11 protein-coding genes and 3 tRNA genes are annotated in these 14,673 nt (G+C 62.8%); 8 read left to right on the forward strand and 6 right to left on the reverse strand.

What is annotated here, in order from left to right; all coding sequences use genetic code 11:
- The first annotated feature begins 93 nt into the window (after positions 1–93).
- From BMYO_RS00675 to BMYO_RS00690, 4 genes are all read left to right on the forward strand, one after another.
- The gene (locus BMYO_RS00675) at positions 94–489 is read left to right on the forward strand and encodes a GntR family transcriptional regulator (RefSeq protein WP_211276812.1); all 396 of its coding nucleotides are present in this window, start codon (positions 94–96) and stop codon (positions 487–489) included.
- A gap of 172 nt (positions 490–661) precedes the next feature.
- Positions 662–734 (forward strand) — tRNA-Gly (locus BMYO_RS00680).
- 37 nt (positions 735–771) lie between these two features.
- Positions 772–843, forward strand: a tRNA-Val gene (locus BMYO_RS00685).
- 39 nt (positions 844–882) lie between these two features.
- Positions 883–955, forward strand: a tRNA-Val gene (locus BMYO_RS00690).
- Between the two features lie 419 nt (positions 956–1,374).
- Here BMYO_RS00690 and BMYO_RS11960 read toward each other — a convergent pair.
- Positions 1,375–2,898 (reverse strand): esterase/lipase family protein, encoded by a 1,524-nt coding sequence (locus BMYO_RS11960; protein WP_233427955.1) that lies wholly within the window; start codon positions 2,896–2,898, stop codon positions 1,375–1,377.
- 708 nt (positions 2,899–3,606) lie between these two features.
- Here BMYO_RS11960 and BMYO_RS00700 point away from each other — a divergent pair.
- Together BMYO_RS00700 and BMYO_RS00705 are read left to right on the forward strand one after the other, a co-directional pair.
- Positions 3,607–4,305: an HAD-IA family hydrolase gene (locus BMYO_RS00700; RefSeq protein ID WP_094666678.1), complete on the forward strand. Its 699-nt coding sequence runs from the start codon at positions 3,607–3,609 to the stop codon at positions 4,303–4,305.
- A gap of 128 nt (positions 4,306–4,433) precedes the next feature.
- Positions 4,434–4,679, forward strand: a complete 246-nt coding sequence (locus BMYO_RS00705) for a hypothetical protein (protein ID WP_094666679.1) — start codon at positions 4,434–4,436, stop codon at positions 4,677–4,679.
- A gap of 295 nt (positions 4,680–4,974) precedes the next feature.
- Here the strand turns inward: BMYO_RS00705 and BMYO_RS00715 are convergent, their stop codons facing one another.
- From BMYO_RS00715 to BMYO_RS00735, 5 genes are all read right to left on the reverse strand, one after another.
- On the reverse strand, positions 4,975–6,501 hold the full coding sequence (locus BMYO_RS00715; RefSeq protein ID WP_420807274.1) for an amino acid permease: 1,527 nt from the start codon (positions 6,499–6,501) through the stop codon (positions 4,975–4,977).
- A gap of 241 nt (positions 6,502–6,742) precedes the next feature.
- On the reverse strand, positions 6,743–8,104 hold the full coding sequence (locus BMYO_RS00720) for a glycosyltransferase family 4 protein (RefSeq protein ID WP_094666682.1): 1,362 nt from the start codon (positions 8,102–8,104) through the stop codon (positions 6,743–6,745).
- A gap of 37 nt (positions 8,105–8,141) precedes the next feature.
- Positions 8,142–9,425, reverse strand: a complete 1,284-nt coding sequence (locus tag BMYO_RS00725) for an MFS transporter (RefSeq protein ID WP_094666683.1) — start codon at positions 9,423–9,425, stop codon at positions 8,142–8,144.
- 114 nt (positions 9,426–9,539) lie between these two features.
- Positions 9,540–10,568: a PfkB family carbohydrate kinase gene (locus BMYO_RS00730; protein WP_094666684.1), complete on the reverse strand. Its 1,029-nt coding sequence runs from the start codon at positions 10,566–10,568 to the stop codon at positions 9,540–9,542.
- 386 nt (positions 10,569–10,954) lie between these two features.
- Positions 10,955–11,698: a LysE/ArgO family amino acid transporter gene (locus BMYO_RS00735; RefSeq protein ID WP_094666685.1), complete on the reverse strand. Its 744-nt coding sequence runs from the start codon at positions 11,696–11,698 to the stop codon at positions 10,955–10,957.
- A 651-nt stretch (positions 11,699–12,349) separates the two neighbouring features.
- Here BMYO_RS00735 and BMYO_RS00740 point away from each other — a divergent pair.
- Complete coding sequence (locus BMYO_RS00740; protein WP_094666686.1) at positions 12,350–13,945, forward strand: aminotransferase-like domain-containing protein; 1,596 nt, start codon at positions 12,350–12,352, stop codon at positions 13,943–13,945.
- Between the two features lie 166 nt (positions 13,946–14,111).
- Positions 14,112–14,306 carry a 50S ribosomal protein L28 gene (gene rpmB, locus BMYO_RS00745; RefSeq protein ID WP_094666687.1) on the forward strand — a complete coding sequence of 65 codons (195 nt, stop codon included), beginning with the start codon at positions 14,112–14,114 and terminating at the stop codon, positions 14,304–14,306.
- Positions 14,307–14,673: the final 367 nt, after the last annotated feature.

Raw genomic sequence — 14,673 nt, forward strand, 5'->3', positions numbered from 1 at the left:
TCTTTTGATTGATACAGAATGATGACGGGAATCGGTCTCGGCTCGGCGCATGGAAATGGCTGCGGGGCCGAGCCCGTGGAGGGGGCGACCGCAATGACTGCTACAGATATTAGCGCAATCGCATACATGACGTCCGCAATGGGCTCGGATATTGACGGATCGACCGGCATCGTGGCGCACTTCACCGGGCTGATTCGCGCCGGCGAGTTGCCGGCCGGAGCCGAGATGCCGTCGATTCGAGGTCTGGCGGGTGATCTGGGCGTGGCGCCGGGCACGGTTCGCCGGGCGTACGGGGAGCTTGAATCACAGGGGCTGATTGTGACGAGTCCGGGGCGTCCTTCGCGCGTCGCCGAACGTGAGCAGGCACCTTGCGAGGTGCTGGCTGCGGTTCAGGTGCTGGTGTCCGCCGCGCGCCGGCAGGGGTTGAATCGCAGCGAGGTGCAGGATGTGATTGGTGCGATGTGGGATTTGCCCGAGCCGGAATTGTAGAGGACTTGTGAATAACCGCGGATGCCATGGCGGGAAAGTCGTGCCTGTCGGGGTGGTTGTGCCGAAATGATGACTGGGCGAAAACCGCGGAATTCCGCCGAGACACGCGGGAAGATGCATTTTCCTCGAAAAGCGCGTATCTTATTCACCTGTTGCTTGTTGCAAAGCACATGCGGACATAGCTTAGTTGGTAAAGCGCAACCTTGCCAAGGTTGAGACCGCGGGTTCGAGTCCCGTTGTCCGCTCTCGGAAGGCCGTCGGATTCGGCCGGATGACTGACCCGGGCGGTTGGCGCAGAGGTAGCGCACTTCCCTGACACGGAAGGGGTCACAAGTTCGAATCTTGTATCGCCCACTCGAGGGGCGGTGGCTAGCTGCTGGTCCTTGGCTTATCGGGCGATTGGCGCAGCGGCTAGCGCACTTCGTTCACACCGAAGGGGTCGTAGGTTCGATTCCTACATCGCCCACCCTTCATTCTCCCGCCAAGTTCGGCGGGATTTTTGTTTTCGGCTTCGGACTTCGGGATCGAACTGCGGAATGTTGCGCTGAATTTGGTCTGCCCTCCACCTCCGGTGAATCCAGAACGGGTAACTTAAGTTTGTCCCATACGAAGCCACTTATCGTGAGGGAGGCCTAGGGTCTGGCATTCCGCGTCAATAATTCGTTAACGAATTCTCTATCCCCTCAGACCCGCTTCGCGGGCCAGCTCGTCCTGCGGATTGAGGACGTGCTTCGCGCGTGTTCTGCTGGCTCGCCTGTCGTCTCGGACGTTGCCTACAAACACTCCGCTGGTTGCTTCGCGGCAACGTCCTAACAAGGGGAGCCAAAAATATATTCAACGAATTTTTAGCGCAGGACACTGGCCGCGGTGTCGGTGCGTCGGAACCTACAATCCGCGTTGCTTGAGCGCGGCGACGATTTGCACATAGAACTCGCGCACGTCGAATCCGGGGATGTTCTCGCGGTTGAGATCGATCATATCGGCATGCGATATGCCGCGTACGCCGTTCGGCTCCAGCCAGGTGAACCGTTCTCCCCACGGGAATGACGGCTGCGCGACAAGTCCGTCATTCGGCCCGTCGAACCATTTGACCAACGGGTAGGTGAAGTTGAGCGGGAACTTGCCGGTGGTGGCATGGGCGAGTTTCGAGCCGACGCTTTGGCACACGATGCCGGCGAATGGGCTGGTGCGGGGGACTGGGCTCGCCGGGGAAGCGGGTGTGGCAGTCATGCCTGCGCGGGGATACGATTGCCGCGACTGGCTTACCGCGCCGGAAGGGACAGCCCACGGGCCGGAGGCTTGGCTGAGGTGCTCGTTCACGGCAATCGGAGACGGCTCGGCGGGCGCATCGCTGGTGTTCTGGGCCGATACGCCGCCTGCTGTCCCGCCCGGCACACCACCTGCCGTCACGATTGGCGCGCCGCCCGTTGTCCTGCCTGATACACTGCCCGCCGTCGTTCCAAGCGCACTGCCCGCTGATTCCCGTTGCCAGCGCCCGTTCAACTGGTCCCAATCGCCGATTTCGGCGTTGAGCCGTGCGCAACCTGCCTGGGTCAGGTCGTGAACCGCAGCCATGAAGTCAGGGTGCGCGTCACCGAGCCGGGAGGCGGCCGCGTTGTAGGTGGCCGCCACCTTGGACTGCGCGCTGGCTGGAATGTTGGTCAGCAGGTAATCGGCGAACCCGCAGCCGCGATGCGGCGTGTTGATGGTGGTCAGCGAGGCCACATAAGGCGCCGCGCCGCAACGGGCGATGGCATAACGCATGTCCAGCCCGCCCTTGGAGTGCGCGATGACGTTCACTTTGCCACAGCCGGTCGTTTCGACGATGTGCCGGATGCGCGCGGTCAGCTCTCGCGCGGCGTCCGGCACCGATGCTGCGGACTGATGCTCGCCGTAATAGATTGTCGCGCCGTTGCGTTGCAGTTCGGCGGGAACGCGGCCCCAATAGTTGAGTGCCTGTGTGTCGCGGAAGAAGACGCCATGCACCAGCAACACGGGGTAGCGTGTGGCGCAGATGCGTGCGCCCGCGCGAGACCGGTCCAGTCGCTCCTTTGCCGTCTCGAATCGCACCTCCTCGCCGACCGTGCGGATGATGAGGTTGAGCGCGATGAGGTTCGCAATCGGAATCCATCCGCACAGGATGCCGATAACCCGGATTTTGAGTCCCAGCTGCACGGATGTGACGTACACGGTGATGATGCCGATCCAGAAAATGATCGATTCGATGAGCATCACGCCCGCCAGCGCGGCGGCCCACACCGGCCATGCCTCGCCCCACGCAGCCGGCCACCCGTAGGCGAGCATGGTGACGAGAGACAGTATCAGACCGATGGTGGCTGCGAGCGTGGTCCACCAGAATATCCGCAACATGATGACGCCGAACCGGCATGCGGTGATGCGATTGGTCATAAGGCCCCCTAGCTTGCTGACCGTTTCATCCGTCTCCAGTTTATCCGTGTTGCCCGCGTGCGTCTCGCGCGGGCCGGTGGGATGTGCGGTGGGATGAGCGGAGCGGTGCCCAAAAACGGGGTCGAGCGTCCCGCGCCAGAAATCTGTTGACGAATTGGCTGCCCCTCAGCCCCGCTTCGCGGCCGGCTCTCCTGACAGGGGAGGGCAAAACCTAAGGCTCTGTTAAACCAGAATTGACATGGATTAATCCGTTCATGTTTAATATGCTGCGCCATTAATTCGTTGAATGTATTATTGGCTCTCCTTGTTGGGGGAACTGGCCCGCGAAGCGGGTCTGAGGGGCAGGGAATTAATAAACGAAGTTCTGACGTGGCATATTAGGTTGGGTTGCTTTCTCAGGGGAAGCAACCCAACCTGGCTCTCCATGTATGTCAAAATTGGTTTAACGGAGCCAAACCTAATGAACGAACTTACGGCGAGATACGAGCATGTGTTAGTGGTCTGTCTCGCAATTGGTTGAGTGGTATTGGCCCTCTCTGACGAGGGACTGTCGGCGACGCTGACTGGGTGAGAGAAAAAGCTGAAGTCCTCAATTATTTAAGAAACAGACCACTAGGAATCGCCATCGTCGCGTCGGCCCGATGCGCCCGTCTCGCCATAGTGCCATCAGCTCCTTGCCGGCGGGCGGACGGGCTTAGGATGGTGCCTATGGTTGCGTCTGCCCGTTATTCCGATGTGATTTTCGATTTCTGCGATGTGCTGGTCGACTGGGAGCCGCGTGTGCCGCTGGTGGGGCAGGTGCAGGACTCGGTGATGGACCGGCTGTTCGACCGAGACGACCCGTATGGTTTCTGGCACTACGACGAACTGTCCGATCTGGGCTGGAGCGAGGAGCGGGTGTTGCGCGATTATGCCGCGCAGCATGGTTTGCCGGACCTCTTGGACTTCGCGGATTCCCTGTCAGGTTCATCCTCCTCGTCAGCCTCCCCATCAGACGTTGTGAAGGCCGATGCCGCGGCGTTGCGGGCATTCCGACTGTACTTCGAGCGTCAGCGGATGGCGCTCGTCGGCATGCTGCCCGGCATGCCGGAGCTCCTGCATGATCTGGACGCGGCCGGTGTGCGCTGCTGGGGACTGACGAACTTCACGGTCAAATACGTCGATGCGGCGCGTGAACTGTTCCCGGCGCTCGGCGTTCTGAAGGATGTGGTCGTCTCCAGCGCCGAACGCATTCACAAGCCGGACCCTGAGATCTTCCGCCGGGCCATTGCGCGATTCGGCGTGGAACCGGCCCGTACGGCCTTCGTGGACGACAAGCCGTGGAACGCCGAGGCCGGGACCGCCGCCGGCCTCACAGGCATACGCTTCACCGATGCCGCTTCATTGCGCCATCGGCTGTTTGCGTGACTGCCTCGGTGTTTGCGAACCTGTCTCGCTGATAATTACGGATTTCAGCTGCTGTACCTTCTCCGGTCGGCTTCGCTGCCAGCTCGGCGAAGGAAGGGGATGCCGCTCAGACAATTGCAAAACGAACCATGAGCGGACCCATTCTCACCGTCTGGTCCGTGTGCTGTGCGTCCCGTCTGCTGCGTCCCCGTCTGGCGCGTCTGCTGTGCGTCCCGTCTGGTGTGTCCGGTGCGTGTGGTGCGTGTGGTGCGTCCCCGTCTGCCGTGTGCTGTGCGTCCCGTCTGCTGCGTCAGGTGCGTCAGGTGCGTTCCCTGTCGGTTCTCGACGGTTCGCTGTCGGATTTCAACACTTGGCTGTCGGGTCTCGACGCTTGACTGTCGGGTCTCATACAAAATACGTACGAAATCCGACAGTCAAGCGTCGAGAACCGACAGTGGTATGTCGAGAACCGACAGTGGTATGTCGAGAACCGACAGTGGTATGTCGAGAACCGACAGTGGTATGTCGAGAACCGACAGTGGTATGTCGAGAACCGACAGTGGTATGTCGAGAACCGACAGTGAACCGGTGAGAATTCGGCAAAGCGAACCGTTAAGAACCCGGCAAACAGCCCGGTGGGAACCCGGCAAAGCGGCCGGCGGGCAACCGGTATCCGCGGTACACCCGCCGTCATGGCAAGCGCAGCGGCTCATCCTCCTCACGGGGATGGCGCTTCCGCCACCACCGCTGCACGAAATACGCGCCGTAGCACAGCACGATGAACACCAGTTCGGCGCCGAGCGCGAACCGCTGCTCCTTGTCGAAGAAGACCAGCAGGAACGACGCGGTGCACAGGATGAACGCGCCCCACGACGTGTACGGGTATCCGGGAGTGCTGTACTTCAGCTCCGCAACCGTGTGCCCCGAGGCGATCCAGCGCTTGCGGAACACGATCTGGCAGTAGGCGATGGCAATCCACACCACCACGGCCGACAGTCCGGACAGCGCCACAAGCACCAGATACACGGTGGAGGCTGCGATCACCGACGACAGCAGGGCCAGCAATCCGCCCGCCATCGCGGCGCACAGGGCCAGCAACGGCACACCGTGACGGGTCGTCTTGGCGAACCACCGCGGAATCATGCCCTCGTGCCCCATCGACCACACCATGCGCGTGGAGGCGTACAGGCCCGAATTCGAGGCGGACAGCACGGCCGTCAGCACCACGAAGTTCATGATGTCCGCCGCGTACGGGATGCCGATGGAGCTGAACACCAGCACGAACGGGCTTTCTCCCACGCCGGCCTGACGCCACGGAATCAGTGCGCACATCACCACGATCGAGCCGATGAAGAACAGCACCAGACGCCACAGCGTGGTGTGGATGGCCTTCGGCACGGCGGTTTCCGGGTCGCGCGTCTCGCCGGCCGTCACGCCGATGAGCTCGGTGCCGGAGAACGCGAAGTTCACGGTCAGGATTGTGGCGAACACCGGCATGAATCCGTTCGGGAAGATGCCGTCCTTGGTGAGGTTGCCGAACATCGGCGCATGCGTGTACCCCTTCATCGGGATCACGCCGAAGATCGCGAGCAAGCCGATGGCGATGAACGCGCAGATGGCGAACACCTTGATCGACGCGAACCAGAACTCGGCTTCGGCGAAGAACCGCACCGACAGCGCATTCAACGTGAAGATGAGGATGATGCACGCCGCCGACCATGCCCATGTGGGCGTTTGCGGAAACCATCGCTGCATGAGCAGCCCCGCGGCCGTGAACTCCGATCCCAGCGCCACGGTCCACGTCAGCCAGTACTGGATCGCGATGACGAAACCGGTGCCGGGGCCGATGAACTTCTCCGCGTACACATGGAACGAGCCGGTCACCGGCATCGCCACCGACAGCTCGCCGAGCGTGAGCATCACGAGATACACGATGACCGCGCCGATGGCGTAGGCGAGGATCGTGCCGATCGGGCCCGCCTGTTGGATGGTGTAGCCGGAGCTCAGGAACAGACCGGTGCCGATCACGCCGCCGAGCGAAATCATCTGCAGATGCCGTGATTCCATGCCGCGCTTGAGGTTGGTGTGCAGCGCGTGCTTGGTGTTCGTGTTCCCGCCAGAGGCGGCGTCGCTTGACGATGCATCGGCCGGTACGTTGGCTGGCTCATCGATTGATGCGCCGGCTGGCGCGTTGGCTGATGCCGGAGTCCCCGTCATCGTGTCGGAAATATGCGGCTGCGACTGTGCGGCCGCATCGGGTTCGGTCTGACTCATACTGCTCTCTTTGACGTGGTTTTGCCATGACTGGCACGCGGGAGGGCAGATCGGATTCGGATGCAGTGCCGCTCCGCCGCGCCCAGAACAGTATACGCGCGGGCCGGCGGCGGATGGGACTGTGTTCAGTTTGGGTTCAGGGTCCAGAGCCAGAGTCCAGGACTCAGGACTCAGGACTCAGGACTCAGGCGCGACGTGCGAGGTTAAGATCCAAGGCCAGCCGGTAGTAATCGATGAGCCGATCGACCATCATCGGCCAGGTCCGGCCCTGCACGGCGGCGAGTCCGTTGGTGCCCATGAGCCGGCGCAACGGCGCGTCCTCGACGAGCCGCGCCACGCAGGCGCGCAGGTCATTCTCATCGTTGGGGTGATACAGCAGACCGGTCACATTGCTATCGACCAGATCGATCGGGCCGCCGCTGGCCGGCGCGATGACGGGCAGACCGCTCGCCATCGCCTCCTGTATGGTCTGACCGAACGTCTCCTCGTTGCCGGTGTGCACGAACACGTCCAGCGCGGCGTAGGCATCGGCGAGATCGTCGCCGTGCAGCATGCCGGTGAACACCGCGTGGGGCAGGCGCTCGTGCAGTTCCTCCGCCATCGGCCCGCCGCCGACCACCACCAGCTGCACGTCGAGGCCGTCCAGAGCCACCAGCTGCTCCACCTGCTTTTCGGGGGCGAGCCGTCCCACATAACCGATGACCGGCATGGCGCCGTCGTGGCTCCACTCGCGATGCAGCTCGCGCACATGCGCCGTGCCGGTGCGCGCGGGATTGAACAGTGCGGAATTCACGCCGCGCCCCCAGAGCTGGATCAGCGACGGGTCCACTCCGAATGATTCCAGCCTCTGCCGGGCCTGATTGGTGGGAGCCAGGGTGAGCGTGGCCATGTTGTGCATCTGCGCGATGCGCTTGGCCACGATGTCCTCCGCCTTCTCGCCGGCCGCCTTGCTCACCTTGCGCAGCCAGCCGGTGTGGTGCGGCGCGACGCCATCGGTCACGCCGTCGATCGCCTCTCGGGCGAAACGGCGCGCATATTGCGCCACGTCGGTCTGGTAGATCGCCACGGTCGGCACGCCAAGCTCCTCGCCGGCGATCAGGGCCGCATGTCCGAGCTTGGAGATCGGCGCGGCCACATGGATCACATCCGGTTTCGGGCCATTTTCGATGGATTGGATGATCGGGGTCTTCGGCGAAATGGCGACGTTGAACTTCTGAATCGCCACGGTCGGCACTTCGTCCACCGCGAACCCCGCGTACGTGCCGCCTTTCGGTGCCGGCTGCGGGGCGATTACGCGGGCCTCGAACCCGCGCTCGGCGAATCGGTCGAGGATGCGCATGACGCTGCCGGAGACGCCGTTGGTCTGTGCCAGCGACGATTCGCTGACGACCAGCACGTTGAGCTTGCGCCGTTCGAAATCGTCCATGCCGCGCTCCGGCGAATCCGTCAAGGAGCGGTCGTCCGGATTGCGTTGCGCCGAATCCTGTTCTGCCGGTTCCGCTGATTGAGATTGTTCGTCCGATTGATGGTTCGTTGTCTTGTCCACGATGATGCGCCTGCCGATGATGTGATGAGCCGAACGATCAGGCCGCGGCGCCCTGCCGCGTCGGGTCCTTCTGCAGCGTGAGGAACACCAGCGCCACGACCAGCAGGATGGCGATGGAAAGTACACCGATCGAGGCGTTGCCGGTCAGGCTCGTGGTGGTCGCTACCAGGAAGGTGCCCAGAATCGAGGCGGTCTTGCCGAAGATATCGTAGAAGCCGTAGTACTCGTTGGCGTGGTCCTTGGGGATGATCTTGCCGTAGTAGGAGCGGGACAGCGCCTGGATGCCGCCCTGGAACATACCCACGAGGATGGCGAGAATCCAGAATTCGACTGCGGACTTCAGGAAGAACGTGGCGAAGAACACGATGCCCATGTACGCCACCACGGCCGCCATGATCATCGGCTTGCATCCGAAGCGGCCGGCCAGACGGCCGTAGATGATCGCGCACGGGAACGCCACGAACTGCGTGACCAGCAGTGCCACCACGAGCTGCGTCGAATCGATGCCGAGCTCGGTGCCGTACGACGTGCTCATGGAGATCACGGTGTTCACTGCGTCGATGTAGAAGAAGAACGCGATCATGAACATCCATAGCGGCTTGTTCTTCACGATCTTGCCGAACGTGGAGCCCAGCTCGGTGAACGTACCGGCCACCGCCTCACGCGTGTGCTCGCGGGTGGCGCGGAAGTGGACCTGCTTGTAGCTGGTGAGCAGCGGTATCGTGAACGCCACCCACCAGATCGCGGTGATGACGAACGCGGCCCTCGTGCAGGCCGTCGTGGACCAGCCGAACACCGCAGGGCCGCCGAAGATGAGGGCGATGCACAGGATGAACGGCACGGTGGAGCCGACGTAGCCCCATCCGTAGCCGTGGGACGACACCTTGTCCATGCGCTCGTTGGTGGTGGTGTCGATGAGCATCGAATCGTAGAAGGTCAGCGACCCGTTGAGGCCGATGGTCGCCAGCACGTAAACGATGAGGAAGGGCAGCCAGGTCAGCGGCAGCGCCATCGCGCAGCACATCACCACGCCCGTGCCGAAGAAGCCCAGGAAGAACCTGATCTTCATGCCCTGCACATCGGCGATGGAGCCAAGCAGCGGCATCAGCAGCGCGATGACGAGCGAGGCGATGGTCTGCGCATAGCCCCATGCGGACACGATGTTGCCGTCCGCGGGCATCAGCGACTTCGCGTAAATCGGGATGACCGCGGTGGACAGCAGCACGAACGCGGAATTGCCCACATCGTAGACGATCCACTTCTTCTCGCGTGCGGACAGTTTGGCATTCGCCGATGACGGCGCGATGCTGGCAGCGCTCATATAGGTATGCTCCTCGCTATATACGACTGCAATCAATCGTAAAAGCGGAGGATATGGGTTATACGCCGTTTCAGTTGAACGGAATATGAACAATGCCGGGGCTGATGCCGAGGCTTACTTGAGCAGCTCCACGGCCTCGTCGTAGTCGGGGCACTGGGGGATGCCGTTGACGCTGCGCGCGATGGCGACGGACGTGGCGGCATTGGCCACCTTGACCGCTTCGGCGAGCCCGCGCCCCTCGGCCAGCATGGCGCACATCACGCCGGTGTGGCAACTGCCGGCCGAGCGGGTGTGCACCGACTTGGTGGGGAATCCCTCGAGATGCATGGTTTCGCCGCCGGGTTCGCGCACCCAGGCGCCGCGCGAGCCGACGCGCACCACCAGCGGGGCCCTGAGCGTGGAGCCCAGGCCGTCGCACAGCTGATGCATGAAATCGTCCAGTCCGCCGCCGATGGTCACCTTGCTGTCGTCGATTGGAGCGCCGAGGCGTTCCGCCAGCGTCATCGCCTCCTGACGGTTGCAGGACCAGATCGGCCGCGCGAGCACCAGATCCTCGAGCATGTGGTCGTTGACGAGACGCAGTGTATTGGTGGGGTTGATCACCAGCGTGTAGTCGCGCGTGGCGGGATCGGTGCCGGCCCTGAGCAGGAAGCCGTCCACGCCGGTGGCGGTGTGGTCCATCATCGTGTTGCCGCTGATGTGCACCACATCGTGCTCCTGCGGCTCCAGCATGGCGAACGTGCTGGCGTCGCCGTGCGCCTCGGCCCCGTACGAGGCGATGAACGTCTTGATGGCCGAGTCGCTCTTGCCAGATTCCGACCGGAGTACCACGCGGAATCCGGAATCCTCGTCCAAACGGTCCTGGCCGATGTGCGTGATGCCATTGTCCTGGAAGGACTGGCGGATGAAGTGGGCCCACAGGCCGTTGCCGAGGATGCCGGCATGTTCCGCCTCGACGCCCATGCGGCTGACCGCCTCGAGCACGCGGTAGCTGCCGCCGATCGAGGGCTTGGGGTGGTCCGCCACCGCGAACCCGCCTTCCGGGGGCACCTCGTCCACATTCATCATGATGTCTACCCAAACCTGTCCCAGTGAGATCACACGGGGCTGATGGGTGCCAATGCCACGTCGCAGATCCAACATCGCAGCCTCCTTCGTTGCCAATCGAGTGTGCAGGGCTTCTTCGCTCCTGCCGTCTCTACTCGAAATTATATGAGAGGTCTGCGGCTACGGAATGGACAAACCGCCGGGTTTTATTGGGTAAAGCGTCTGGTTTACCGGTGTTTCAGGGGGATTTCAGGGTGGTGGTCTTTCGGTCGGGACGGGGGTTGAATTGCCTTGGCTGGTGGTCTGTCTCGTAATTGTTTGAGTCGTGTTGGCCCTCTGATGACGGGCTGTCAGCGAAGCTTACTGGGGTAGGGGCGGAAGCTGAAGCTCTTAATTATCAGTGGGGCAGGCCACTGGATTCGCGCGCTGAAGTGATGGTCTTCTTGCCTGGGGTCGAGGTCGGGCGTCAGTCCGGGCGTGCGTCAGAACACCGCGATCGCGAAGTCGACCAGCAGCTTGATGCCATACAGGGTGATGACGCCGCCGCATGCTCGGTTGAGCACGTCGATGATCTTCGGGCTGAACTTGTGGGCGAAGGCGTTGACGAGCAGCGTCACGCCGAAGAACCACAGCACCGAGGCGGTCTCGACGCCGGTGATGAACGGGGCTGTCTGCTGCGCGTTGAGCGTGGCCGCGAAGGCGCCGAGCATCAACGTGCCGTCGATGATGGCCTGCGGGTTGAACCAGGTGACGGCGCAGGCGGTGCCGATGGTGTTCAACAGGCCGCGGGTGCCGAGGTGCTTGTCCGGGACCTGCGCGGTTGCTACGGTCGCGGATGAGTCGAAGGCGGCTGTGCCGGCGGCGATTGCTCCGGTGCCGGTTGCGACGCCGTTCGTGGTGTTGGCCCCGGTGCCATGTACGCCGGTTCCGTCCGACTTCCCGGCCTTCCTGCTCGGCGGCACCAGCCCCAGTCCGATGCGGATCACCACCAGCCCGCCCAGTCCGAGCACGATGTTCTCCAGCCACGGGTGGGCCTGCATCAAAGCGCCGATGCCGAAGAAGCAGGACAGCGACAGCGCCATGTCGAAGCAGATGACGATGAGCGCGGTGATGAGGGCGTTGCGGCGGGTGCGGGTCAGCGCCGAGTTGATGACGAACAGGTTCTGCATGCCGATCGGTGCGATGTAGGCGAGCCCCATCGTTAGTCCTTGTATATACAGACCCATGTTCGGCCTCCGTCTTCTACGCTGCGTGTGTCGTTCCGCGTCGGTTCTCGTGTTCGTTCATCCGCAGGTTTGGTTGGTTGATATCCATCCAGCCAAACCAACCAAACACCGTTCCAGTGTGCGGTGCGGTGGTGAACCGATGTTCCCTTAAACCGCGGCTTTCCAATACCATTGACCTATGGTAAGGAATTGGCTACACTTGGCAACCAGCCAAGCATGGCATATGTAACCCAACCAAATGTGCGTCAATGAATGGAATCGTGAAGCGGGTGTGCGGGATGTGCGGGCGTTTGGTGGATTTCGCACACCCGGTCTGCCGGACGCATTGGCCGTCTGATTGTGTGCTCGATTACCGCGCCGATCGGCCGGCCACTGGCCGGGCCGTGCGGGCTGGGTGGGCCGGCCGGATCGGGTGTGTGGCACGGCTGGCTGGTTGGTGGGAGTCGGCTGGTCGATCAGGTTGATCGGCCTATCAGGTTGGTTGATTGACCGATCGGGTTGGTTTGTCGTTCGGTCGGGTTGGCCGATCAGATTGGCTGGTCGGGTTGGTTGGCTGGTCGGGTTAGTTGACCCAGTTGGCTGGCTGGTCAGGTTGGCTGGATGCCGGGCTGCATGATTGGCCCATGGCATCCGCTTCGGAAGGAGGGCGTTATGGCGCGCATCGCACCGCTGCATATCGATTGGAAGCCGGACCGGACCGCCGACCGCCCGGTCACCGGTCAGATCGTGGACTTCATGTGTGAGCGCATCGCCTCCGGTGCCTGGCCGATTGGTGCGCGGCTGCCCAGCCAACGCGCGCTGTCCGAGGCGTTCGGCGTGAACCGGTCCACGGTCATCGCGGCCATCGAGGAGCTCGCCGACTACGGCATCGTCGAGGGGCGGCATGGCGCGGGGACGCGAATCATAAGCAACACATGGTCGCTGATGCTTTCCGGCGCGCCCGACTGGGCGGATTACGTCTCCTCCGGCTTCTTCAAGGCGAACAACGACACGATTCAGGCCATCAACCGGTATGAATTCGACCCGACCAAGACGCGGTTGGGCACCGGCGAGCTCGATCCGCGGCTCTTCCCCCGCCGGATGTGGCGGCGCGTGGCACACGAGGCGGCCGAGGAGATCGACGCCCTCGGCTATCCGCCGCCCGAGGGCCTTGACGTCCTGCGTGAGGCGATCGCCGTCCATATGCGGGATTGGGGCGTCGAGTGCCGGCCCGAGCAGGTGCTCATCTCGTCGGGCGCATTGCAGGGGTTGCAGATGATTTCGGTGAGTCTGCTCTCCTCCGGTTCCACCGTGGTGGCCGAGGCGCCCAGCTACATCAAGTCACTGCAGGTGTTCCAGTCGGCGGGGATGAAGCTCGCCGGCGTGCCGATGGATGGGCAGGGCATCGACGTCGGGGCCCTGGGCGAGGTGTTGGGGTGGTCGGGCGTGTCGGGCCGGGCGGTCTCGAGTTCGTTGGGATCGTCGGGCGTTGCGGGTCCGGCCATCGTTTCCGGGGCCGCCGCATCCGCCGTCTCCGTGAGGGCGTCGTCGCAGGTAGGGCGGACGGGCGTGTCGGGCCGGTCGGCCTCCGGCGGTGCGGTGCTGTACACGATTCCGACCAACCACAATCCCACCGGCATCACCATGTCTGCGCAGCGGCGACGGATGCTCATCGACGCATGTGTGGCGGGTCGGTTGCCTATCATCGAGGACTGCGCGTATCAGGATCTGGTGTTCGACGGCGATGTGCCCCCATCCCTCAAAACTTTCGACGACACCGGCATGGTGATCACCGTGGGTAGCGCGTCGAAGGCGTTGGCCCCGGGGCTGCGCATCGGCTGGATTGTGGCTGACGAGCGCATCGTGCACCGGCTGGCCGACGTCAAGATGCAGATGGATTACGGCGCGGGCACGCTGAACCAGTGGGTGTTCGCGCGGTTCCTCACTTCGGGGATGTATGCGGAGTATCTGGAGACGCTGCGCGGCGAGCTGCGCCGTCGGCGGGATGCGGCGCTGGAGACGCTGGACCGTTTGTTCGCGGGGCGCGCGCACTGGAACACGCCGGGCGGCGGATTCTATATCTGGCTCACCTTCGACGAGCCGGTGCGCATGGGGAGGTTGTTCCAGCGGGCGCTCGAACGCGGCGTGCTGCTTAATCCGGGGGATATCTATGATTTCGAGAGCGACAACGCACTGCGGCTCAGTTATGCGTACACCACGCCGGAGGAGTTCGCGCGTGCCGCCGCCGCGTTGGCCGCGTTGGTGTGACGTGTCTTGCGCGCTCCGGCGCGTTGGTCCGGCCATGATACACGCAAGAGTTGCGGTTGTCGGTATTGAGCTGTATTCTTGTGAAGTTGTGTGTTCGGCATGTCGGGTAATACCGCCGGTTGGACACGGAAAAGACTTGACAAATCAAGGTTTAAGGGAGTCCATCATGGCAGCTCGTTGCGCAGTGTGCGGTAAGGGTCCGCAGACCGGTTTTACCGTTTCCCATTCGCATCGTCGTACCAAGCGTAGCTTCCGCCCGAACCTGCAGTCTGTGCGCACCACGATCGATGGTGAGAACACTCGCATTCGCGTGTGCACCAAGTGCCTCAAGGCCGGCAAGGTTCAGCGCGTGGCCGCGTGAATCGCGTACTAACGTATCTGACGCATCAGCGTCCTTCGGAACCCGCTTGAGCTTCGGCTCGGCGGGTTCTGTCGTATCTGCGGACGGTTCCGCATGGCTCTCCGTGCGGTTCATCCCCAGGGAAGGTCGTGGAAGCCGGCAAGAATCGTGTGTGCGGCGAATCCTGACCTGACCGCAATCGGCCGCTCAGCGGCTTTCGAGCGTCCGTTTATGGTCAGTACATGAACGCTCCTGACCATAAACGGACGTAAAAGCGGCCGATTGCGTCCGTCTTTCGTCAGGAGGAGGCAAGTCCTGACCATAAACGGACGCTTGGAGGGTGTTTTGCGTCCGATTATGGTCAGGAAGGGGCGCGTGCTGACCATAA

This window comes from Bifidobacterium myosotis, from assembly GCF_002259745.1.
Lineage (GTDB): Bacteria > Actinomycetota > Actinomycetes > Actinomycetales > Bifidobacteriaceae > Bifidobacterium > Bifidobacterium myosotis.